The sequence below is a fragment of the Streptomyces sp. NPDC002133 genome, assembly GCF_040296405.1.
GTDB lineage: Bacteria > Actinomycetota > Actinomycetes > Streptomycetales > Streptomycetaceae > Streptomyces.
The window spans coordinates 204334-225429 of record NZ_JBEOXF010000004.1 but is presented as its reverse complement, the minus strand read 5'-3'; the positions used below and the strand labels follow the sequence as shown (position 1 = coordinate 225429).

Genomic DNA, 21096 nt, shown 5'->3' with positions numbered 1-21096 from the left:
TGGGGCCGTCGGCCGTCCGGCCGATGGTCGTCGAGGGAAGGGGTGCTGCGATGTTCGCGAGACTGAGCACCTATCAGGGATCACCCGTGCCGGCCGAGGGCGACCTGTCGGCCACTTCGGAAGCGGTTGTCAAACAGATCCAGGACGTGCCCGGCTTCGTCGGCGTCTACTACCTCGTCGACCGGTCCACCGGAAAGGCGGTGTCCATGACTCTCTGGGAGGACGAACCGTCGATGGAGGCCAGCGAGGAGAGAGCCGGCCGGATCCGTGAGGAGACCGCACGGAGAGAAGGCCAGCGGGTCCTCTCCGTCGAGGGGTTCGAGGTGGGCTTCAGCCACTTCAACCGCTGACGGCACCACCCAGGAAGTGGAAGCCGGGCCGGGGATGCATCAGAAAGTCGTGGTGCGAGATGTTCCACGCGTACGCACCCGCAAGCGCGAACACCACGCGGTCCCCGGCCCGCAACCCCCTCGCAGGGACACGGCGGGCGAGGACGTCCTTGGGGGTGCAGAGCTGTCCCGCCAGCGTGATCAGATCCTGCCGGGACGCGGCCCGCGGCCAGGGATGGGGCCAGGTGTCCACGGCCAGCAGCGTGCAGGGCTGGTCGTGGCCCTTCGTCGCGGGAGTGCGCAGATGGTGCGTGCCCCCGCGTACGACGGCGAACTCCTCGCCCAGGCTCCGCTTCACGTCCAGGACCTCCGTGACGTACCAGCCGCAGTACGCGGTCAGGGCCCGGCCCGGCTCGATGCGCAGCAGCAGCCCGGGGTGGGCGGCCGTGAGGCGGGCGAGGCCGGCACCATACGCCGCCCAGTCGAACAGGGCGCCGGGATCGGCGTAGTCCACGGTCATTCCGCCACCGACGTTCACCTCCTGCAGGGTGATGCCATGGCGGCCGGCGAGGCGCACCGCCCAGGTCACGACGGATTCGGCGACGGCGATCTGCGCCGGGGCGCCGAGGCCGCTGGCGAGATGGGCGTGAATGCCCCGCAGCTCAAGGTGCGGATGGCTGCCGTCCGTGAGCAGGCGGATCACGGCATCGGCCTCGGACGGGTCGAGACCGAACGGCGTCGGCCGGCCGCCCATGGACAGCGCGCTCGCCGCCAACGCGCCGTCGGCGAGCGGCAGGTTGAAGCGGAGCAGGACCGCGACCCGCGCCCCGGGCACCACGCGGGAGGCGAGGTCCGCCAGCATGCGCAGTTCGTGGGCGCTCTCGACATGGAACCGCTCCACACCCGCAGTCAGCGCCGCCGCCGTCTCGTCGGGAGTCTTCCCGGGGCCGCCGAACGCCAGCGGACGGCCGGGAACGGCCTTGGCGACATGGGCGAGTTCGCCGCCCGACGAGACCTCGAAGCCGTCCACGAACGGTGCGAGCGCGGTCAGGATCTCCGGCTCGGGATTGGCCTTGGCGGCGTAGTACAGCTCGACGCGCTCCGGCAGCGCCGACCGTACGGACACGGCGTGCTCGCGCAGCGCGGCCAGGTCGTACAGATAGGCGGGCAGCTCACCGGACGCGAGGGACAGCGCCCGTTCGCGGACCGGAGGAGTGAGGACGGTGGTCGTCAACGGGCGTTCCAGGCGTCGATGTCGTCGAATTCGGCGAATTCGGCGAATTCGACGATGCTGTTCGTGTTGTGGGTGCTGTCGGCGCTGTGGGTGCGGCTCGCGCCGGACAACACGGCCGAGGCCAGCGGCGAGGGCAGGCGCACATAGCGCGCCTCGCGGTCGGCCGTGCGCGCCCAGCGGGTGAGCAGATTGGCCTTGGCGGGCAGCGGCTCACCCGCGAGCAGGGCGCCCAGGCGGGGCGGGCAGCCGTGCTCGTCCGCGTACCTCCGGAGCGTGCGGTGGACCTCGGACCACAGCGCGGGTTCGGACCCCGGATGCAGATCGGCGAGGGCGGCCAGCATCTCGGCGACGTGGTTCACGACCAGGCAGTACACGACCCGGTCCCAGCCGCGCCCGGCGCCGTAGGTCAACGAGACCGCCACCTCGTCGGGAAGAGCCGCGAGCGTGCCGGCATGGTGTGCGGGGAGGAGCTTGGTGCCCTCCAGGTCGCGGAAGAGGACCCGGACCGGCCTGCGGTCGGCGTCCACACAGACGAGCACGTTCTGCAGATGGGGTTCGAGGACCACACCGTGGTCGAAGTACGCGGCCAGGACGGGCGGAACGAGCAGCTCCAGGTACACGCGCCACCACGACAGAGCCGCGCCGGCGTCCGCGCCGGCCAGCAGACGGGAGACATGGCCGGGCCCGGTGGGGTACTCGTCGGCGACGGCTGCGGCGAGGAGCGGGGTGACCCCGGTACGAAGGTGGCGGTCGAGTCCTTCGCGCACGATCACGCCGAAGCCCTCGAGGAGGGCCAGGACGGGGCTGCCGTCGGGACCGGGCAGGGCGAGGCTGCGGTAGGCGGGCTCGCGGAGCAGGCCGGTGCCCGGGAAGCGGGCGGCCAGATCCGCGAGTACGGGTCGGAGCAGGCGGGTGAGGGCGACCGCGCCGCCGAGCTCGTAACGTGCGTTCTTGCGCAGGCAGTTGGTGATGCGCACATTCAGGCTGAACTTCAGGAAGCTGTCACCGTCGTACAGGGTGCGCACCGAAGCCGTGGCGGTGAAGGGCGTTCCGCCTGGGCCGAGATCGAGGACGTCGCCCCGGCGGAGGGCGTCCCGCAGGGCCGGGTGGTGCTGCAGGAGCGTGTACTGCCACGGGTGCGCGGGCAGCAGCCGGTATCCCTCGGGCACCGGTCCCAGCCGGTCCAGCGGCCGGGCGGCGCCGGGTTCGGCCGACTCCTCGGCGATCAGGTGGTCGCGGACGGCGAGCAGCCGCAGCGGGAAGGAGGCGGCGGCCTCGGGCGCGTACGCGGACCAGGCGGCGGGGTCGCCGCCGCGGGCCTTCGGCGTGGGGTGGAAGCGGTGCCCGAGGGCGAGGGACTGCTCGGAGGCGAGGTAGACGGCGAGCGGATCCGCTTCCCCCACGCGGACCACAGGCGCGTCCGAGGCGGCCCCGTTCGCGGCCGCACCAGTCACGGCAGCCCCGTCCGCCGCCGCCCCGCGCGCGGCGAGGGCCGCGGCAACTCCCCGACGGCTGGCGGCGATCTGGACCAGGAACTCGTCGTTCGCCGTACCCGTGCGGAGGGAGAGCTCCTCATGGATGTGCTCCGCGAGGCGCCGCCAGTCGAGCTCGGTCCAGCCGCCGGCGGTCTCCTCGGCGACCGGGCCGGAGAAGCGGTGCGCGCCGAGGAGGGATCTCCGCCGCAGTGCCACCCGGAGCAGGATCCCGCGTCGGGGCAGGCGCAGCAGCAGATGGCCGTCGATGACGGCGGTCTGGTGCTCGGGTCCCGACACCTCACGGAGCAGGCAGTTGAGCAGCGTGTGGGCCACTGCCTCGTCGGCGGTGGGCAGCCCGGCCGCGGCGGAGCGCTCGGCCGGGATCTGGCCCGGGAGCCGGTCCGGGAGACCGGCAGAGGACCCGGAAGGCCGGGACGATCGAGAGGATGGAGAGGGACGAGTGGACGTCATCGCCGGTCACACTCCCCGCAGCAGATAGTTGGGTCCGGATGTGTAGTGCTTGTTGATGTCGGATGCTCCTGAGCGTTCCTTGGTGAGCAGGGTTCCCGCGGAGACCATCGCCTTGACGGGCAGCCGCGGCGCATCGAGGACGTGTGCGCGCAGGACGGCACCGGGCTCTCCCGGCCGGGTGCCGAGGCGCTCCACCGCCTCGGCGAGCCGCTCCCGTACGAGCCCGAGCAGCCGCTCCAGCGGGGCACGGCCCAGCCGGGCGAGCTCGAACGCGTACGCGCCCGCGCACAGATGGACGGTGATGGTGGTGAACAGGTCGACGACCGGACCGTCGCTGTCACCGCATATCCGTGCATCGTCGAACGACGACGGGGCCGGAGCGTCGGCTCCGAGGGCCTCGCGCAGCCGGACGCGGTTGACGCGCGGGCCGTCGTTGTCCTTGAGCAGCAGACGCAGGCGCGGCCGGCCGGCTCGTTCGTCCAGCACCAGCGACACGTTCTGCTGGTGGGACTCCAGGGCGATCCCGTACGCGAAGAGTGTGGTCTGCCAGTCGAACAGCAGCGTGAGCACCGTGTCGAGGAGGGCCAGCGGGTCGCCGCCGAAGAAGCGGTCGGCGAGATGGTCGACGACCGGCCGTCCACCGGGTGCCCGGCTCAGCAGCCCGGCCATCGGTACGACCACGGCGTCGTCCAGTCCGGCGGGGAAGCGGCGTACGAGCACGGCGAGAAGTTCGTGCCCGGCATGGGCGTACGACGTCTCGTCGGCGTGCAGAACGCTGTCCCGGAAGCGGGGCTCGCGGGCGGTCACCGACTGCAGCAGGTGCTGGGCCGCCGCGCCGTCGACGAGGGTGCCGGGCTTGATGGTGCGCCGGTTCAGCCTGCCCAGGGTGGAGGTGGCCAGCGGGACCTTGAGATGGACCCCGGGGTCGTCGGCGAGTGCCACCGTCCGCATGGACAGGGTCGGCACGACGTCGAGGTGCGGCCTCCCTGCCAGGACGGCACGGCCGCCGAGCCCGGCGGCGCACACGGCGTCATGCAGAGGGCCGGCCACGGTCAGCGGATGGACGGGGAGCGCGAGATGGCTGTCGTCGAGTCCGGGGAGCCCGAGCGCCGAGGGCAGCGGTGCGGGAACCGGACCCGGGCCGGTGACCACGGTGACCGCGTCCCTGGGAAGGGCGAGCCAGCGCAGGGCGAATCGGGGATGGAACTCGGGCGCGTACGCCCGCAGTCCTCCGGCCGTGAGCCCGGAGCGGCCGCGCGCCGTCGGATACACGGGGTGATCGAGCCGGGCGGCGAGGGAGTCATGGGCCAGTACGCCCGAGAGCCCGGTCCAGTACGCCGGGTCGGCGCCGTTCCGCGCCGCCAGCGTCGCGAGGACCTCGTCCGCCGAATCGGCGTGCAGCTGGAGGGTGGTACGGGTCTGGCGGCACTCGGCGGCGAAGGCGTCGAAGCCTGCGCGGTCCTCGGGAGGGGCCAGTGCCCTCAGGGCGGTCAGGACCTCGTCGCAGGTGGTCAGGTCCGTCCCGGAGGGACCCGCCGACTCCTGGCGCAGCAGCGGCTCCCGGGCGGCCCACTCGCACTGGAAGCCGTCCTCGCGCACGGGCAGCAGCCACGCGTCGGCCCCGGGGGTCTCCAGCCGTAGCCATGTTCCGTCGGGGCGCTCCACGAGGGCACTGCGGGTGCGCAGTCCCACCACGTCCTCGCGCAGCAGGGCGCTCAGCACACGAAGGAGCAGGTCCGCCTCCGTCGTGCCGGGGGCTCCGGCAGCCGGTAGCGTCACGGCGTGATCTCCCAGCGCTGCGCGGCCAGGAACTCGGCCACGGCCCGGTCCACCAGCTCCTGGTCCGTGCCGGTGGCGCGGACGACTCCCAGGAAGTCGCGGTTGGTGCGGTGGAGTTCGTGGCGCTCGCCGATCCCGCGCAGCGGCCGGTACGTCAGCTTCACGTCGCCGTACTCCAGATCGGCCGCGCCGGGTCCCGAGGCCAGGATCCCCGCCCGGTCGGCGCACGGATAGTCGAGCCGCGCCGCGACGTCCGTGCGCACACCCAGGTCCGGCGGCAGCGACTCACCGAGATGGGTACGGAGGATGTGCTCGAACAGCGGGATGTCCAGGAGCTGGGTGAGCAGCAGATCGCACTGGTCGCCGATGGCACGGTAGTTGACCTCGATGATCCGTGCGCGCCCTTCGTGCACCACGAACTCGGTGTGGCAGGCGCCGAACCCGACTCCGAGCGCGTCCAGCTGGGAAAGGACCTGGTCCACCACCGGCTCGGGGTGGACAGGCACGTACGTCAGCCGCTCCTCGACGAAGTACGGGGGAGGGGAGAGCTCGGTACGGAACCCGCCCAGCACATGACGGACACGGCCGTCGCCGAGCGTCTCCAGGGTGTACAGCTCACCGGCGAGGTACTCCTCGACGACCAGCGCCGCCCCCGGCCGGCGCGCCTGGATCTCCTCGCAGCGCCGCACGAGCTCCTGAGGTCCCTCGACGAGGACGACGTCCTCGCTCGCCACCCCCTCACGCGGCTTGACCACACACGGGTACGGCATGCCGGGAGCGGCGCTCACCGCGGCCGGGTCCTGCCCGGGGGAGAGTTCCACCGACCGGACGGCGTCGGCACCGGCAGCGGCCAGACGACGGCGCATCTCCGCCTTGTCCTTGGTGCGCAGCGCGGCCCGCCAGCTCTTGGCGGGCAGGCCGAAGTAGTCCGCGGCCAGGGCGGTCTGGGTCTGCAGATGGTCGCTGTTGCTGAAGACCGCGTCAGGGGCACGGTGGGCCGAGATCCGGGCGATGACGGCGCGGAAGTCGCGCACGTCGCACTTCAGGACCTCGACCCCGACCCCGCCTTCGCCCTCGAGATCCGCGGCGACGGCCCGGTGCGCATCGGGCCGGTCGGTGAGCACGGTGACAGCGAGGCCGAGCCGCAGGGCGGCGGGGAGAAATCCCTCGGTGACCGAGTCGGTCGGGTTCAGGGCAAGCAGGTACAGCTGCATGAGGGATCACTTCCGTGCAGGGAGTCGCGTGGCCCCAGACGTCGGGAACACGAGGCGAGAGCCTAGGTTAGGCACACCTAACCCTGTCAATTCGCGGCGACACGACCCCGGTTGACTCGGATGGATCTTCGTGTGGTTAAGGTGAGCCTTACCTCTCTCGTGTTCGCTGTTGTTCAGGAGCGCCCCGTGACCATGGCCCCGGCATGCCCATCGGCCGGACCCGCCGTCAGCTGCCCTGCCCTGCTCGCCTCGGGCTATCGACGGCTCACCGCGATCTGCCCGGCGTGGCAGGCGGACATCGCGGAGCCGGGCGCGCCGGCCGGCCAAGGGTGGGCCGACGGGGCGGAACTGGCGTTCCGTCCGGACCTCCTCGACGCCTGTCTCGACTCCGAGGCACTGCGCATCCAGGACCGGCACACGCACACCGCCCGGCCCGACGTCGTCGCCTCCCGGGCGCTGCACGACTACCTCTGGTCCGTCTGTCTCCTGATGAGCGGCCCCTGGTACCTCGAACGGCGCGTGCCGCGGATCCGTCCGCAGGACGTCAGGGTCAGCCTGACGACGGGGGAGTTCGCCGTCGTGCCCGGCGGGTTCGCGTGCCTGCCCGACGATCCGGCCGCCGCACTGCCCGGCGCACGCGTGCTGGCGCACGAGGATGCGCTGCGGGCCGAGTTGCGCGCGGCGGTCGCCGACCACGTACGGCCGTTGCTGTCCGCCATCGGCCCCCGGGTGCGGCGCGGGCCACGGGCGTTGTGGGGCATGGTGGGAGACGATCTGGTCTCCGGCATCTGGTACCTCGGCCGGATGCTCGGGCAGGAGGAGCAGGGCGTACGGGCTGCCGGTGAGGTGCTGCCGGGGCCCGTGGGGCCGTTCCCGGGTGGCGCGGACTTCCGCCGCCTCGCGGGCCGTGACGGACAGTCGTACCCGACCCGTACGCGCCTCGGCTGCTGCCTGTACTACACGATCCGCCCGGCCGAGGCGTGCGCCACCTGCCCCCGGACCTGCGACGCCGAGCGGCTGCGCCGTCTCGAGGGTGACGCGGAGACCGGCGCGGCGTCCCCGTGACGCTCGGGCGGACGTGGACTGTGCGCCCCTGCCGTTGGACTCCTGCGCCGCATCGCGGCCGCGTGTTCCAGGTCTGCGCGGCTCCTGGCCGACGCCGACGCGACGCCGACGCGAACTCGACGGTGTACATGGGCTGCATCCGCGTCCGGCAGGAGCGGCGGCCGGTGGCGCCTGCGGTGGGCTTCGTCCCCGCCGCTCGCCCGCGAGATCAGCGTCGCGGTGCTGCGAACCACCGCAGCACGCAGCACCGGCGAGCTGGTGGCGGCCCTCACCCGGCAGGCGGCCCACATCCGGCAGCGGTGGAGCGCCGCCGACGCGGCGACGGACGCCCCAGGGGACGCCCGTCGAGACTCCCGCGCGCACAACGGCCGCCCGGACCAGGAGCCTGCCCAGGTACGCGTCGGGTCCCCGGATGCCACCTCGCCGGCCCGCTGTTCACCTCGACTGCCGTTCTTGTGCGGCCAGCGGGATCTCGGCCCACACCTGTTTGCCGCCACTGAGCGGCACGGAACCCCAGGACGCCGTCGTCGCCTCGACGATGAGCAGGCCACGGCCACCGGTCGACTTCCAGTCGACGTCCGCCGGCTTGACGGGAGTGCGGGGCGACGTGTCGTTCACGGCGATCCGCAGGCGGTCCGCGGACAGGGTCAGGTCCAGCCGCACCTCTCCCTGCGTGTGCGCGATGGCGTTGGTGACCAGTTCGGACACCACGAGCAGGGCGGCGTCGAGTTCGTCCACCACGTGCCACGAGCGCAGCGTGCGCGCGGTGAAGCGGCGGGCGTGCTGAACGGCGTTGGGCAGCCGCCACACCGTCCAGTGGGTCCGCATCGGCCGGATACGGGTGCCGTCGTAGCGCAGCAGCAGCAAAGCCACGTCGTCGTCGCGCCGCGGCACGCCGCCGAGCAGTTCGTCGGCCACCCGACCGGAATCGCTCGGGTCGACCGCGCTGAGCACGTCGCACACGCGGCGCAGGCCGTCCTCCAGGTGGAGGGTCGACGACTCCACCAGACCGTCCGTCAGCAGCGCGAGGATGGTGCCGGGCACCAGGCCGGCCTCGGTCATGGGGAACTCCGCGTTGGCGAGCACGCCCAGTGGGGGGCCGCCCTCGACCGGTAGTTCCTCGGTGGTGCCGTCGGGGTGGCGGACGATCGGAGGCAGATGCCCGGCCCTTACGAGCCGGGCGATGCCCTCCTCCATGTCCAGGTCCACGTAGAGGCAGGTGGCGAACAGATCGGTCTCCATGCCGACGAGCAGCAGATTGGCCCGGGAGACCACGACATCGGGCGGATGGCCCTCCACCGCGTAGGCCCTGACGGCCGTGCGCATCTGGCCCATGATGGTCGCGGCTCCGGCGCTGTGGCCCTGCACGTCGCCGATCACGAGCGCCACATGGGCGTCGCCGAGCGGTATGACGTCGTACCAGTCGCCGCCCACGGCGAGCCCCACCGTCGCCGGCAGATACCGTGCCACGGCCTCCCCTCCGGGCAGCTCCGGGAGCTTGCGGGGCAGCAGGCTGCGCTGGAGCATCCTGGCCAGTTCGTGACCGGCGTTGAGCGCATGGGCGCGCGTCAGGGCCTGCCCGACGAGAGCGGCCGTCGCGGTCAGCAGCGACCGCTCCTCGGGCCCGAACAGGTGCTCCTCGTCCCAGCCGACCATGCACACCCCGACCATCCGGCCGTCGGCCGGCAGCGGCAGCACCGCGAGACCACCGGGTCCGATGCCCGCGAGGCCGGGTTCGAGGTTCGCCCCCGGGGGCCACAGGCTCACATGGCCTTCGCGCAGCGCACTCTGCAGGGTGGGCAGGTCGTGGGTGGAGCTTTCCGGCCATTCGGACCGCCATTCGGACCGCCACACCGGCCAGGCGTCGGGCTCCGGGGGGTCCAGGAAGGTGACCACGAGCCGGTCGCCCTCCAGTTCCGCGACCGCGACGCGGCTGGCGTTGAGCGGCTCGCGCAGCGAGGCGACCACCACCTGGCTGACGTCGCGGATGGTCGTGGCACCGGCCAGCCTGGCGGACAGCCGCTGCACGACGGAGACCTCGTCGGCGCTGGGGCGCAGGTAGGAGGCGTCGGCGACCACGCCGAGCACGCGCTCCGGCTCGCCGTCGGCGTCCAGCCCCACGCGACACCGCAGTCCCAGCCACCGCAGCTCGCCGTTGGGCCGGCGGATGCGGAACGCCAGCTGCTGCCCGTCGGCGGACAGCCGGTCCGGCTCCACGATCGCCATCAGCGCGGGCATGTCGTCCGGTGCGGCGCAGGCGAGCAGGCTCTCCACACGCCCGTCGAAGTCCTCAGGAGCAATGCCGAGCAGATCCAGCACGTGCGCGTGCGCCTCCATGCGGCCGGTGCGCAGCTCGAGGATGAAGGCGCCGCCCTGGACCGGCATCAGCGAGTGCCCGAGCGGCGGCCGTGGTGTCGCCACCGCCCGCTCCGGGAGCCCGGCCACCGATTCGAGCCCCGCGGCCACCTGATCGGCGTAGAGCTCCAGAAGGCTGCGGCGGTCGGGGCTGAACCCGTCGGGGACCTCTCCGGCGACGATCAGGCAGCCCAGCTCCTTGGGGCCGTGCCCCAGCGGCAGGGCGCCCAGCGAGATCTTGGCCTCGGTCGCCGAACTCTGCCGGAGAACCCGGCCCGCGAAGTGGTGGGGGTCGCTCTCCACGTACGCGGCGAGCTCATCGGGAGTCAGCCACAGCGGGGTGCCGACGCGGAAGGCCTCCGCGGCAGGGGAGTGGCCTTCCACGGCAAGGATCGCCGGCAGCCCGTACAGCACGCCCCTGCCTCCGGCCAGCTCGGCGAGATGAAGCTCTTTGCCGCCTTCGGCGAGGACGTAGACAGCGGCCAGCTCAGCCCCGCAGAACGCAAAGCCTGGCCTGGTCACAGTCCGTAACCACCTCTCTGCCCGGGCAGCCACCGTCGACCGACCTACCCCCATGCTGTCGCGCCTTGGACCCCGGGGGCGAGTCAGGAACGGACGGCGACGAGCTCAGCGGGTCGGCGAAGACCCTACTGGGAGGGTAGGGGCTGAGGCCATGGGCCGGCGCAGGGTGTGCGCCGGCCCGCCCGTTCAGACGAGGAGACCCCAGCGCGTGCCCGGGTCGGGGTGCCGGACGGCCGTGACGGTGAGGTCCGGCGTCGCCCCTTCGGGGTGGATCAGTGCCTCACCCCCGCGTTCGGGCCAAATGCCGATCCTGCCGCCGCCCAGGCCGGTCCGGGGCAGCGGCCGCCCCGGCCGTCCACCACGGCTGCCGCCCAGCGAGGTCCGCTCGACCACGCATGGCGCTCCGGCCTCGCTGCACAGCCGGACCCAGCGGGTCCGGCCGCCCCGGCGTACGGCGCTGAGCAGGAAGGCGCCCGGGGTCCGGAAGTCGTGCACCGTGAGGTCCTGCCAGGCGCCGGGGATCGCGGGGAAGACCCGGATCACCCCGCGGTGAACCGCACGCCGCTGGCACCCGGTTCGGCGTGGATGCCGGAGCCGAGCAGGGCATTGCCGAGGAAGGGGCCCTCGTACCAGGTCCGCGGCACTCGTTGCCACACCGTGTCGGCGTCCGCGAGCACCTCCTCCCACACCGCCTCGTCGGCGCCGAGCAGCGGGCGGGCGGTGGCCGGTCCGGGATCCTCGAGCGCGAGATGCCGGGCCCGCCGACGACGCGGTGCGCCAGTTCCGTACCCGTGCCCGCCACGCTCACGCGCTTGACCTGGTTGCGCAGGCCGCGCAGCGAGACCGACTCACGCGGGGCGTCGAAGCAGACCAGGAACAGCGTGCGGCGGTCGGCGGACAGGGTGCTCGGACCGTAGTGGTGCCCGGCCGGGAGCCCGGCGACCGTGCCGTACACGGCCTCCGCGTGGCCGGCGATCCAGGCCCCGAGGCCCTCGAGGCGCGCGGCCTGCTCCGCCGGGATCGTGCCGTCCTCGCGCGGTCCGGCGTCGAGCAGCAGATTGCCGCCCATGCCGATCGTCTCGGTGAAGTAACGCACCAGCCGGCGGACCGACTTGTGGTTGTGGTCCTGGTGCTGGAAACCTCAGGAGTCGTTGACCGTCAGGCACAGCTCCCACGGCCCCTCCGGCGGCAGCAGCGGAACGCCCTGCTCGGGCGTCGCGTAGTCGCCGTGGCTCAGCATGCGCGCGTTGAGTACGGTCTCCGGATTCCCCGCGAGGATCAGCTCGGCGAGCTCACGCATCCCCCACTGCTCCTCGCTGCGCTCCCATTCGCCGTCGAACCACAGCAGGTCGGGGCGGAAACGGTCGACCAGCTCGCCGACCTGCGCGTTGCGACAGGCGAGATACCGGGCCCAGGCATCCGGGTCCTCGACACCGTCCTTCGGCGTCACGAAACGGTTGGTGCCTACGTCCTCGTTGGGCGGGGCGGTGTGGACCACGCTCGCGTAGTCGGGGTGGTTCCAGTCCGAGGGCGAGTAGTGGAGACCGACCTTGAGGCCCTGCTCGCGCAGCGCGTCGGCGTAACCGCCGAGGAGGTCCCGGCCGGCCGGTGTCCGCCGCACCACGTTCAGGTCGCCGTGGGCGGTGTCCCACAGAGCGACGCCGTCGTGGTGACGGGCGGTCAGCACCGCGTACTTCGCCCCGGCGCGCGCGAACAGCTCCGCCCAGGCCCTCGGGTCGTACGCGGACGCCGTGAAGCCGTCGAGCTGCTTCATGTACCGCTCGTGCGGCACGTCGCCCCGATAGAAGGACCAGGACTCGGCAACACCGTCCACCGCGTAGATGCCGTAGTGGATGAAGATGCCCAGCTTGGCATCGGGGAACCAGGGCTGCATCGGCATGGGATCAGTTCCTCGGTGAAGGGGTACGGGAGGTCGTGGGCCCGGAGGATCCGCCGTCCGCGACCCCTCAGACGCTGTGCCGGACCGGGGTCCCACGCGTGGGGGCCGATCACCATCACTGGTCGGTTTTCACCCCGCGGTGGCCGTGGCACGTCCAGGGCGGTGTCTCGCCACGGGCAAGGCGTGCTCAAGCGCCGGGGATCCGGGCGTCGACGACATCCCTCGCCGGACGCGGAACGCACCGGAGCGCGGCATGGACGTCGCTACGATCGTGGAACATGGACATAGCCGTGTATCTGCTCATCCCCGTGATCGGCCTGCTGGGCGCGGTCGTTGAGAACCGCATCAGCCGGCTGGACCGCCGGATCGGTGCGATCGAGCGCAAGGTCGATCTGGTGCTGGACCACCTGGGCATCCGCGAGACCGTCCCCGAACTGGACCGGGTGGCCGGGCTCGTGCGCGAAGGCAGGAAGATCGAGGCCATCAAGGTCTACCGACAGCTCACCGGCGCCGGTCTGAAGGAGGCCAAGGAGGCGGTCGAGCGGATGTAGACACGACGCCGGCCACCTCGCCGGGTGGCTCGGCCGGACGGGGCTGGGGCGGCGGTACCTTGGGACGGTTCCGCTTTGCGAGTGCGATGGATGGGGATGGCTGCCGTGTCGACGTCGAATGCCGTGCTGGTCGGCGCCCCGTGCTGGGTCAGTCTGGTGGCCCCTGACATCGGTTCGGCGCAGCGTTTCTACAGCGCAGTCTTCGGATGGGAGTTCCGCACCTGCCCGCCCGGTGAGGAGTTCTCCGTCGCGTACCACCAGGGCGCCCCGGTGGCCGGCATCGGCGCCCTGGCAGGAAATTCCGTTCCCGTGGCCTGGACTCCCTACTTCGCGGTCGGCGACGCCGACGTGGCGGCCACGCGGATCAGTGAGCGCTGTGCCACCGTCGCGGTCGGGCCGCTCTCCTTCGGTACCGGCCGCGCGGTGCTCGCCGCGGACCGCGACGGAGCGATCTTCGGGGTCTGGGAGGGGGAGCTGGTCCCCGGCTGGACCGTGGGGCGCGACACGGCGCTGGCCTGGCTGGAGCTGCACACAAGGGACGCCTTCGACGCCGCCATCTTCTACGCCGAGGTCCTCGACTGGGCCACGGACCGCGAAGGCAGCTGCCAGGTCGCGTACGAGGACGAGTACGTCGTCCTGCGACAGGAGGGGGAGCAGGTCGCACGCCTGCACGGCGGCGCGGTGGAAGCGGCCCCCGACCCCCATGTGCGACCGCGCTGGGACGTCCACTTCTGGGTGAGCGACCTCGACGAAGCCGTGGCCGTGGCCACCCGGCTCGGCGGTGGCGTCGTTCCGCCCGTGGACACCGACGGGCTGCGCTCATCGGTCACCCTGCGTGACCCGGACGGAGTCCTCTTCAGGGTGAGGGAACGAATCGGCCGGTACGCCCACCCCGGCTGAGCGGCTCCGTCCGGAGGGCGGCCGCGACCCTGCCACGGCCTCCCTCCGGAGCGGCGGAACCCGCCGCGGCCCGCCCCGCGCCAGGGCGTCCGCTACCAGTCGCTTTCCTCGGTGCGCCTCTCCTGGGCCCGCAGCCCCGTGGTGACGGCCTCGCCCGCCCCGCCGCGGAGCCCGCGGGGCCCGCGGAGCCCGGGCGGAGTCAGCTCCAGCTCGGCGTCCATGATCTCCCGCTTGAGCTCTTCGCCTGCCGGCGGAGCGGGCTTGCCGTGCTGCCTGGCTCGCTTCATGGCGATCTCCTTTCCGTGCCTTCCGGTCCGTGCCGCCCGGCTACCCGGATCGTGCCGCCATCACTCGTACGTCCCTCGTCCGTCCCCCGTACGAGCGAGACCGGCGGCCTCGTCCGCGCCGATCAGTGGCCGAGTGACCGCTCGAGTTCCGCCTTGTTCATCGAAGACCGGCCGTGGATGTCGCGGCGCTGGGCCTCCGCGTACAGCTGGTCGTACGTCGGGCCCTCGGATCCCTTGCCCGAGCGCTGACCGCCGCGCTTCGAGGAGGACATGTCCTGGGTGGAGGTCCTGCTCGCGGTGCGGGACTCGCCCGAGCGGGCCCGCTCCCTGTTCACCGTGCGGGCGGCGACCTCCTCGGCCCGACGCGGGCTCTCACCGCGCTCCTCCGCGCTCTCCTTGATGTGTTCGTACTGGCGCTCCCGCTTGGGGCTCGATCCGCGGGGCATGGTGACTCCTTCGAACTTCCGATCCATGCGTAGGTCCTCCGTGCCACCCTGCGCCGGGGTGGGCGCGCCCGCAAATCCGGACGTCAGGCGAGCAGGTTCACACCTTCCCTGAACACTCGGGGCAGCCGGGAGGCGAGCGGCACGATGTGCGGGGCGAGCAGCGGACGCTCGCGGGCCCAGAGCAGCGAGCCGGTGAGGAGCCGGTAGCTGCGGGAGAGCCGGAGCCAGGCCCGTTCGTAGGCCTCGGGGCGGCCGGCCCGCACACACCGGACCAGCTCGTCGGCGGCGGTCAGCGCGAGCGTGAGGCCCTCGCCGGTCAGCGCGTCGGTGTAGCCCGCGGCATCGCCGACGAGCAGCACCCGGCCCGCGACGCGCGACCGTACCCCCTGACGCAGCGGCCCTGCGCCCCGCACGGGGCTGTCCGGGGCAGCGGGCAGCCGTCCGGCCAGGATTGGGAAGTGCGCCAGCTGCGCGTCGAACGGTGCACGGTCCGAGGTGAGTACGGCGACGCCGACGAGACCGGGCGCGAGGGGCGTGACGTACGCCTCCGAGCGCGCCGACCAGTGGACCTCCACGAGGTCGCTCCACGGCTCCACGGTGTAGTGGCGGCGCAGCCCGTAGCGCGCGGTCCGGTGAGGATCAGAAGGCGCGCACAGGCCGAGCGCGCGCCGGGTGGGGGAGTGCAGACCGTCGGCGGCGACGAGATAACGGGCCGTCAGCCCGCCGGCCGTCACGCCGCGCCCGTCCTGCCGCACCGGGCCGAGGCGCCGCGGCACCGTCCGCACGCCCAGCTCGTCGGCTCGCCCGGCGAGTGCCGCATGCAGACCGGTGCGTCGCACACCTAGTCCATGGCCTTCACGGAAGCACGCCTCGGCCGTGCGTCCGGTGACGCCGTCCACGTAACGGATGCCGTGGAACGGCCTGCCGGCGACCGTGACGCCGAGTTCGCCCAGGGCCCGCACGGCCCCCGGCATCAGGCCCTCGCCGCACGCCTTGTCGACGGGCGTGGGGCGCGGTTCGGCGATGACGACCTCGAGTCCGGACAGTGCGCCGTGGATGGCCGTGGCCAGACCGGCCGGGCCGCCGCCGGCGACGAGCAGATCGATCACCGCACCGCGCCCGACATGCGCACGGTCCGGCCGGCGGCCAGGGCCCTCTCCTCGCAGCGGACCCGTACGGTGAGCAGCGCCAGGTTCAGTGCGGTGAAGCAGAGCGCGGTCGTCCAGGCCGTGTGCACCAGCGGCAGTGCCAGCCCTTCCAGGACCACGGCCAGGTAGTTGGGGTGTCCGAGCCACGGCCACCGGTACGGACCGGTCGTGACCAGCGGCAGATCCGGGACGACCACGACCCGGGTGTTCCAGCGTGGACCCAGGGCGGCGATGCACCACCAGCGCAGCGCCTGTGCGGCGACGGCCAGCGCCAGCATCGTCCAGCCCAGCAGGGGGATGAACGGGCGGTCCGCGGCCCATGGTTCGACGACACACCCGAGCAACAGTCCGGTGTGCAGGGCGATCATTGCCGGGTAGTGGCCGCGTCCGTACTCCCGGCCGCCGCGCAGCCGGCTCCACACGGAGTTGCGGCGTGCCACGACGAGCTCTGCCAGCCGTTCCCCCGCGACCAGCAGGACGAGGACGAGGAATGCCGCGTACGTACCCATGGGCGACGTCACCAGCGCAGCAGTACGAGTTCGGAGGAGACGCCGGGCCCGAACGCGAGCAGCAGCCCGGCGGACCCGGGTTCCGGCGGCCCGGCGGTCAGGGTGTCGCGCAGCACGTGCAGGACGGACGCCGAGGAGAGGTTTCCGGCCTGGGCCAGCGAGCGACGGCTCCGCTCGAAGGCCTGCCAGGGCAGTCCGAGGCCGTCGGCCAGGACGTCGAGGACCTTCGGCCCGCCCGGGTGGCAGACCCAGGCCCCGAGGTCCAGCGGCTTGAGATCGTGCCCGCGCAGGAAGGACATGATCTCCTCGCACACGTTCAGCCTGATCACGTCGGGCAGGTCGCTGCCGAGCACCATGCGGAAGCCCCACTCGCCGACGTCCCAGCCGAGGAGATGCTCCGTGCCCGGATACAGGCGGCTGCGGCTGTCGACGACCAGGGGGCCGGATGCGTCACCGTGGCGCGGATGGTCCCTGCCGACGGCCAGCAGAGCCGCGGCTCCGTCACCGAAGAGCGCGCCGGCCACCAGGTTCGCCATCGAGGTGTCCGACGGCTGCAGCGTGAGCGAGCACAATTCGGCCGAGAGCAGCAGCGCGACCTGGTCCGGCCGGCCGGTGAGGTAGTCGTGGACGCGCGCAACCCCCGCGGCACCACCGGCGCAGCCCAGGCCGAAGAGGGGGACGCGCCTGACGTCGCGGCGCAACCCGACGGTGGCGGCCAGCCGGGCCTCCAGGGACGGCGTGGCGACACCGGTCACGGACGTGGACACCACCAGGTCGATCTCGTCGGCGGTCATGCCGGCCTCGGTGAGGGCGAGTTCGAGAGCCTTGACGCCGAGGTCGAACGCCGCCTCCAGGTAGGCGTTGTTGGACCGGCCGAAGCCGCCCAGCTGCCCGTAGTCGTCGAGCGGGAGGGCGAGATGCCGTGTGTCGACCTGGACGGAGGAGTGGACGCGGCGCAACAGACCGGAATCCGATCCCGACGGCAGACAACGGGCGAGCGCATCCGTGATGTCCGCCTGGGGATAGCGGTGGGGCGGGAACACGGTACTCACCGCCAGGACACGTGTCATCGACCCAACATAGAAAGGTTCTGACACAACATGATGAAATTAGACATGCCGGGCGCGTCGTCACTTAGCGTGGGGACGTGACGCCGAGCAGGACTGCCCGCAGCGACCCGCACGACAGCCCCGATGCCCCGGCTGCGCCGGCCACGGTGCCGTGCGCCTCGCCGGGACGGCCGGTGAGGGGCCTGCTCGCGGCGTGCCACCCGGCGCCCGCCGCGGCGGTCACCGTCCTCACCGCGGCGCTGGTCGCAGCCGTCGGTGGACACGACCTCCTCGACGGTGCGACGACGGTGTGCGCGGTGGCCGCCGGGCAGTTGTCGATCGGATGGTGCAACGACCGGGCCGACCTGGTGCGTGACCGTACGGCCCGGCGCGCGGACAAGCCGCTCACCACGGGTCTGACCTCGCCCCGGGCGGTGGCCACGGCCGCGGGGGCGGCCCTGGCCGTCTGCGTACCGCTGTCGCTGGCCTGCGGACTGCTCGCGGGCTGCGTCCATCTCGTGAGCGTGGCTGCGGCCTGGGCGTACAACCTCCGGCTGAAACGTACGATCGCGTCCTGGGTGCCGTACGCGCTCGCATTCGGTCTCCTTCCCGCCTTCGTCACGCTCGGTCTGGCCGGGGCTCCCTGGCCGCCGCTGTGGCTGACGACCGCCGCCGCGCTGCTCGGTACGGGTGCCCACTTCGCCAACGTGCTGCCGGACATCGACCACGACCTCGCGGCGGGCGTGAACGGCCTGCCGCAGCGGCTCGGCGGAAGACGGTCGGGGCCGGTGGCGGCCTTCCTCGTCCTCGCCGCCTCCCTCGTCCTGGTGTTCGCGCCCGCGGGACCGGTCTCCGCCTCGGGCCGGGCGGTGGCTGCGGTCACGACGCTGCTGTGCGTCGTCGCCGTGGCCCGCCCTTCCGGCAGGGCCGGTGGACGGGTTCCGTTCCTGGCCACGATGGGCATCGCCGGTATCGATGTCACCCAACTCCTGCTGCGTGGCGCCGAACTCGGGTGAGCCGCCATACGGCCGTCCGGGTGGTAAGCCGGCCCGTCCGCAACTGGACCGGGCCGTGCGCGACTCCTACCCGCCGGAGACACCAATCGAGGAGGCTCTCATGGCTGCTTGGCAGGATTCCGCATTCTCGACGATGACGACCGACCGGGCCACGGCGACGGTCACAGCGACGGCGCCGGAGACGGGTTCGACGGTCGACCCCTACCGCGGTTCCGGTGCCGGCGACTTTCTGCTGGCCGCCCCTGCCCCGGAGAGGCGGGTGCCCATGCAACTGAGCCCGATGGACAGGCGGCGCCTCGATCTGCACGCCGCTCTCACCACTGCGGGCATTCCGCCGCTGCCCGGCGATCTCGAGGCCATCGAGGCTCTCTGTCTGCTCGACGACAGGACGAACGCGACGGTCCAGCGCTGGATCACCAGCACACCGTGAGCCGTTCGAAGTGCCGGTGGGGGTGGCGGACCCGGGAACCGCGACGGGCGCCCGGTCGTGGTACCGGCGAACAGGAAGCCGAAGAAGAGGGGGAGTCCGCCATGGCCACGAATGCCGTACGGATCGACGGCACGAGCCTGCTGTTGGGCGGTGGTGTGCGCGTCCGCTTCGTTCGCACCCTGCGCCTGCCCGAGTCCGGGACGCATGCGCTGCCTCCGGGCCTCGGTGACTTCCCGGTCCGGCGCGTCGAGGACCACCCCGCCACCGTGCCGCCGCAGTGGCTCGCACGGGGCGGGGTGATGCTGCCGGTGTATCTGCGGGAGGCGATGTGGCTGAGCTTCGGGGGCAGCCAGGAACCCGCCGCGCTCCAGGTCGGCGTCGGGAAGGTGTGCGCCGTCTCCGGCGAGCGGTGGACCGGCAGGCTGGCCCGGCGGCCGCAGAACTATGTGGTGCTGCCCCGGCAACCGTGGCTGGACGGCATCAACTCGGGCCGGGGGACGGTGCGTCAGTTCGTCGCGGTCCCGCTGGGGCTCGGTGCCACGGTGGAGGGTCAGGTCACGGGCGAGGAGACCTGGGGCGGCATCCAGCTCCAGGCGTACGCACTGTCCGGGTCCGCACTGCACGCCTGGCGCGAGGAGCAGTACGTCCGCGCCGAGCGGGAGGAACGCGCCAGGCGGGCAGCCGTCCACGCGCCGCCGCCCTGGGGGCCGGCGGCCGCGCCCGGTGCACCGCCCGCACCGTCCGGCGGCTACGGGGCGGCATTCCCGGCGGCCATGGCCGCGCCCTCGGCGCCTCCCGCGCCGGGCGGGCCGCGCCCGGTGGCCGCCGCGATGGGGCTGGGAGCGGGCGGCGCCATGAAGCAGGAGGTCTACCGGGACGACCGGCCCCTGTCCGACTGGGCCGACGAGCCTTCCGGCCGGGTGTTCGTCCATCTGGTGACCCCGCCCGAGTGGCGGCGCATCACCGGTGAGGCGCCACCGCCGTCCCCCGTCGACCGCGCCGCGTACACGCGGGCGGGGCTGCCCTGGTTCGACCACTACGACGAGAACGGCACGGACCTCGCGCCGGCTGACCCGCTGAGCGGGGTCAAGCCGGTCGGCGACTGGCTGGGCGACGACGACAGCCCGTGGGTGCCGCCCGGTGTGCACCAGATCAAACCGCTCGGCGACGCGCCACAGCCCGGCCGACCGGTGGCGGACGGGGACTGGTGAGCGAGGCGGGCGTCGCGCCGTCCGCCCGCCTCGCCCACGACACGTACGCCGGTACCGCATGGTATGTGGCGATTCGTCTCATTTGAGTCCTACCGTCGGCTCATGACGAAACGACAGATCATGTACCTCGGATGCGTTGCCCTCCTGGTGGCCTCGGGGGTGGGCGCCGCCGCGCCCACCCAGGCCTCGCCCGCGCACGCCCATGGCGCGTCCGCATACGACGTCCGTCCGGGGGAATCGATCCAGGCGGCGGTGGACGCCGCTGCGCCGGGCGCCGTCGTCGACATCGCGCCCGGGACCTACTACGGAAGCGTGACGGTCACCAAGCCGGGCCTGGTTCTGCGCGGGGCTGGACCGCGGACCGTCATCGAGCCGGGCGCCGTCGCGGGCCGGGGCGCCTGCGCCAAGGCCGGCAACGGGATCTGTGTGACCGGGACGGACGCGAAGCACGTCGGCAACGTGCGGATCGAGTCCCTGACGGTGCGGGCGTTCAAGAAAAACGGCATCTGGGCCTCGCGCACCGACCGGTTGCGCGTGCTGGACGTGACATCCGAGCGGAACGGCAACTGGGGCATCGCCCAGGAGCGTTCCACCAGCGGGGAGTTCCGGGGCAACACGGCCTGGGGCAACGCCGAGTCCGGCATCTTCCTGTCGAACACGACCGACACCGAGGCCGGTGCCCAGGACACCCGGGGCGCTCTGGTCACCGGGAACCGCCTCGAGGGCAACAGGATCGGGGTCACCATCAGGCGGCTCAGGAACCTCGTCGTCGAGTACAACGCCATCCGCGGGAACTGCGCCGGCGTGTTCGTCGTCGGCGACGAGGGCGTGCCGCGGACCGGTGCCCTGTCCGTGCGGCGCAACCAGGTCGGCCAGAACAACAAGTTCTGCCCGAAGACCGCCCGGCTGCCGCAGATCCAGGGCGCCGGGATCGTCCTCACCGGCGTCGAGAAGACGGTCATCGAGCGCAACGTGGTCTGGGGCCACTCCGGCACGTCGCCCTTCGCCGGCGGCATCGTGCTCTTCAAGAGCATCGTCGGCTCTCCCAACACCCGCAACGTCATCAGGCACAACGCGCTGGTGCTCAACAGCTCGCCCGACCTCGCCAACCGGGACACCGGCGAAGGCAACGCCTTCGGCGGCAACTTCTGCAGCGTGTCCGAGCCCGCGGGCATGTGCTGACACGGGCCCGCACGCCCGGTCCC

20 protein-coding genes and 1 pseudogene are annotated in these 21096 nt (G+C 72.6%); 8 read left to right on the top strand and 13 right to left on the bottom strand.

What is annotated here, in order from left to right; genetic code table 11:
* Positions 1-23: 23 nt before the first annotated feature.
* On the top strand, positions 24-350 hold the full coding sequence (locus ABT078_RS07440) for a hypothetical protein (protein WP_351224808.1): 327 nt from the start codon (positions 24-26) through the stop codon (positions 348-350).
* Here the strand turns inward: ABT078_RS07440 and ABT078_RS07435 are convergent.
* From ABT078_RS07435 to ABT078_RS07420, 4 genes are read right to left on the bottom strand one after another with little or no spacing between them, the layout of a single operon-like run.
* Complete coding sequence (locus tag ABT078_RS07435) at positions 340-1563, bottom strand: type III PLP-dependent enzyme (RefSeq protein WP_351224806.1); 1224 nt, start codon at positions 1561-1563, stop codon at positions 340-342. The two genes, ABT078_RS07440 and ABT078_RS07435, sit on opposite strands and share 11 nt — an antisense overlap.
* Positions 1560-3509 carry an IucA/IucC family protein gene (locus ABT078_RS07430; RefSeq protein WP_351224804.1) on the bottom strand — a complete coding sequence of 650 codons (1950 nt, stop codon included), beginning with the start codon at positions 3507-3509 and terminating at the stop codon, positions 1560-1562. The genes ABT078_RS07435 and ABT078_RS07430 overlap by 4 nt, the downstream gene beginning before the upstream one ends.
* Positions 3510-3515: 6 nt before the next feature.
* Complete coding sequence (locus ABT078_RS07425; protein WP_351224802.1) at positions 3516-5288, bottom strand: IucA/IucC family protein; 1773 nt, start codon at positions 5286-5288, stop codon at positions 3516-3518.
* Positions 5285-6502 carry an ATP-grasp domain-containing protein gene (locus ABT078_RS07420; RefSeq protein WP_351224800.1) on the bottom strand — a complete coding sequence of 406 codons (1218 nt, stop codon included), beginning with the start codon at positions 6500-6502 and terminating at the stop codon, positions 5285-5287. Before ABT078_RS07420 ends, ABT078_RS07425 begins: the two co-directional genes overlap by 4 nt.
* A gap of 186 nt (positions 6503-6688) precedes the next feature.
* Between ABT078_RS07420 and ABT078_RS07415 the strand changes: the two genes are divergently transcribed.
* On the top strand, positions 6689-7567 hold the full coding sequence (locus ABT078_RS07415) for a (2Fe-2S)-binding protein (protein WP_351224798.1): 879 nt from the start codon (positions 6689-6691) through the stop codon (positions 7565-7567).
* A gap of 435 nt (positions 7568-8002) precedes the next feature.
* On the opposite strand, the gene ABT078_RS07410 is transcribed toward ABT078_RS07415, so the two are convergent.
* From ABT078_RS07410 to ABT078_RS07395, 4 genes and pseudogenes are all read right to left on the bottom strand, one after another.
* Positions 8003-10444, bottom strand: a complete 2442-nt coding sequence (locus ABT078_RS07410; RefSeq protein ID WP_351224796.1) for a SpoIIE family protein phosphatase — start codon at positions 10442-10444, stop codon at positions 8003-8005.
* A 186-nt stretch (positions 10445-10630) separates the two neighbouring features.
* Positions 10631-10987, bottom strand: coding sequence for a hypothetical protein (locus ABT078_RS07405; protein ID WP_351225085.1), 357 nt, complete (start codon positions 10985-10987; stop codon positions 10631-10633).
* Complete coding sequence (locus ABT078_RS07400; protein WP_351225083.1) at positions 10984-11133, bottom strand: hypothetical protein; 150 nt, start codon at positions 11131-11133, stop codon at positions 10984-10986. The genes ABT078_RS07405 and ABT078_RS07400 overlap by 4 nt, the downstream gene beginning before the upstream one ends.
* Before the next feature lie 56 nt (positions 11134-11189).
* Positions 11190-12344 (bottom strand): annotated as a pseudogene (locus tag ABT078_RS07395) (alpha-L-fucosidase); the annotation flags it as partial.
* 278 nt (positions 12345-12622) lie between these two features.
* Here ABT078_RS07395 and ABT078_RS07390 point away from each other — a divergent pair.
* Positions 12623-12895, top strand: a complete 273-nt coding sequence (locus tag ABT078_RS07390) for a ribosomal protein L7/L12 (RefSeq protein WP_351224794.1) — start codon at positions 12623-12625, stop codon at positions 12893-12895.
* A gap of 96 nt (positions 12896-12991) precedes the next feature.
* A complete protein-coding gene (locus ABT078_RS07385; RefSeq protein ID WP_351224792.1) occupies positions 12992-13795 on the top strand; it encodes a VOC family protein in 804 nt (267 codons plus the stop codon).
* A 92-nt stretch (positions 13796-13887) separates the two neighbouring features.
* Here ABT078_RS07385 and ABT078_RS07380 read toward each other — a convergent pair whose 3' ends face one another.
* From ABT078_RS07380 to ABT078_RS07360, 5 genes are all read right to left on the bottom strand, one after another.
* Positions 13888-14082: a hypothetical protein gene (locus tag ABT078_RS07380; protein ID WP_351224790.1), complete on the bottom strand. Its 195-nt coding sequence runs from the start codon at positions 14080-14082 to the stop codon at positions 13888-13890.
* A 122-nt stretch (positions 14083-14204) separates the two neighbouring features.
* Positions 14205-14528 carry a plasmid stabilization protein gene (locus ABT078_RS07375; protein ID WP_351224788.1) on the bottom strand — a complete coding sequence of 108 codons (324 nt, stop codon included), beginning with the start codon at positions 14526-14528 and terminating at the stop codon, positions 14205-14207.
* 83 nt (positions 14529-14611) lie between these two features.
* Positions 14612-15637 carry an NAD(P)/FAD-dependent oxidoreductase gene (locus tag ABT078_RS07370; RefSeq protein WP_351224786.1) on the bottom strand — a complete coding sequence of 342 codons (1026 nt, stop codon included), beginning with the start codon at positions 15635-15637 and terminating at the stop codon, positions 14612-14614.
* Positions 15634-16185, bottom strand: a complete 552-nt coding sequence (locus tag ABT078_RS07365; protein ID WP_351225069.1) for an isoprenylcysteine carboxyl methyltransferase family protein — start codon at positions 16183-16185, stop codon at positions 15634-15636. Before ABT078_RS07365 ends, ABT078_RS07370 begins: the two co-directional genes overlap by 4 nt.
* Positions 16186-16193: 8 nt before the next feature.
* A complete protein-coding gene (locus tag ABT078_RS07360) occupies positions 16194-17255 on the bottom strand; it encodes a type III polyketide synthase (RefSeq protein WP_351224784.1) in 1062 nt (353 codons plus the stop codon).
* A 77-nt stretch (positions 17256-17332) separates the two neighbouring features.
* Between ABT078_RS07360 and ABT078_RS07355 the strand changes: the two genes are divergently transcribed.
* The 4 genes from ABT078_RS07355 to ABT078_RS07340 all read left to right on the top strand — a co-directional run bounded on the left by ABT078_RS07355 (position 17333) and on the right by ABT078_RS07340 (position 21073).
* Positions 17333-18250 (top strand): UbiA family prenyltransferase, encoded by a 918-nt coding sequence (locus tag ABT078_RS07355; protein WP_351224782.1) that lies wholly within the window; start codon positions 17333-17335, stop codon positions 18248-18250.
* A 100-nt stretch (positions 18251-18350) separates the two neighbouring features.
* Positions 18351-18680, top strand: coding sequence for a hypothetical protein (locus ABT078_RS07350; protein WP_351224780.1), 330 nt, complete (start codon positions 18351-18353; stop codon positions 18678-18680).
* A gap of 101 nt (positions 18681-18781) precedes the next feature.
* Positions 18782-19891 carry a hypothetical protein gene (locus tag ABT078_RS07345; protein WP_351224778.1) on the top strand — a complete coding sequence of 370 codons (1110 nt, stop codon included), beginning with the start codon at positions 18782-18784 and terminating at the stop codon, positions 19889-19891.
* Positions 19892-19993: 102 nt separating this feature from the next.
* Positions 19994-21073, top strand: a complete 1080-nt coding sequence (locus ABT078_RS07340; RefSeq protein WP_351224776.1) for a right-handed parallel beta-helix repeat-containing protein — start codon at positions 19994-19996, stop codon at positions 21071-21073.
* The last annotated feature ends 23 nt before the right edge of the window (positions 21074-21096 follow it).

Excerpts from the sequence above, each read along its gene's own strand:
- ABT078_RS07440 (WP_351224808.1), top strand. The coding sequence starts at position 24 with ATGGTCGTCGAGGGAAGGGGTGCTGCGATGTTCGCGAGACTGAGCACC.
- ABT078_RS07430 (WP_351224804.1), bottom strand. The coding sequence starts at position 3,509 with ATGACGTCCACTCGTCCCTCTCCATCCTCTCGATCGTCCCGGCCTTCC.
- ABT078_RS07420 (WP_351224800.1), bottom strand. The coding sequence starts at position 6,502 with ATGCAGCTGTACCTGCTTGCCCTGAACCCGACCGACTCGGTCACCGAG.
- ABT078_RS07390 (WP_351224794.1), top strand. The coding sequence starts at position 12,623 with ATGGACATAGCCGTGTATCTGCTCATCCCCGTGATCGGCCTGCTGGGC.
- ABT078_RS07385 (WP_351224792.1), top strand. The coding sequence starts at position 12,992 with ATGGCTGCCGTGTCGACGTCGAATGCCGTGCTGGTCGGCGCCCCGTGC.
- ABT078_RS07380 (WP_351224790.1), bottom strand. The coding sequence starts at position 14,082 with ATGAAGCGAGCCAGGCAGCACGGCAAGCCCGCTCCGCCGGCAGGCGAA.
- ABT078_RS07375 (WP_351224788.1), bottom strand. The coding sequence starts at position 14,528 with ATGCCCCGCGGATCGAGCCCCAAGCGGGAGCGCCAGTACGAACACATC.
- ABT078_RS07365 (WP_351225069.1), bottom strand. The coding sequence starts at position 16,185 with ATGGGTACGTACGCGGCATTCCTCGTCCTCGTCCTGCTGGTCGCGGGG.
- ABT078_RS07360 (WP_351224784.1), bottom strand. The coding sequence starts at position 17,255 with ATGACACGTGTCCTGGCGGTGAGTACCGTGTTCCCGCCCCACCGCTAT.
- ABT078_RS07350 (WP_351224780.1), top strand. The coding sequence starts at position 18,351 with ATGGCTGCTTGGCAGGATTCCGCATTCTCGACGATGACGACCGACCGG.
- ABT078_RS07345 (WP_351224778.1), top strand. The coding sequence starts at position 18,782 with ATGGCCACGAATGCCGTACGGATCGACGGCACGAGCCTGCTGTTGGGC.
- ABT078_RS07340 (WP_351224776.1), top strand. The coding sequence starts at position 19,994 with ATGACGAAACGACAGATCATGTACCTCGGATGCGTTGCCCTCCTGGTG.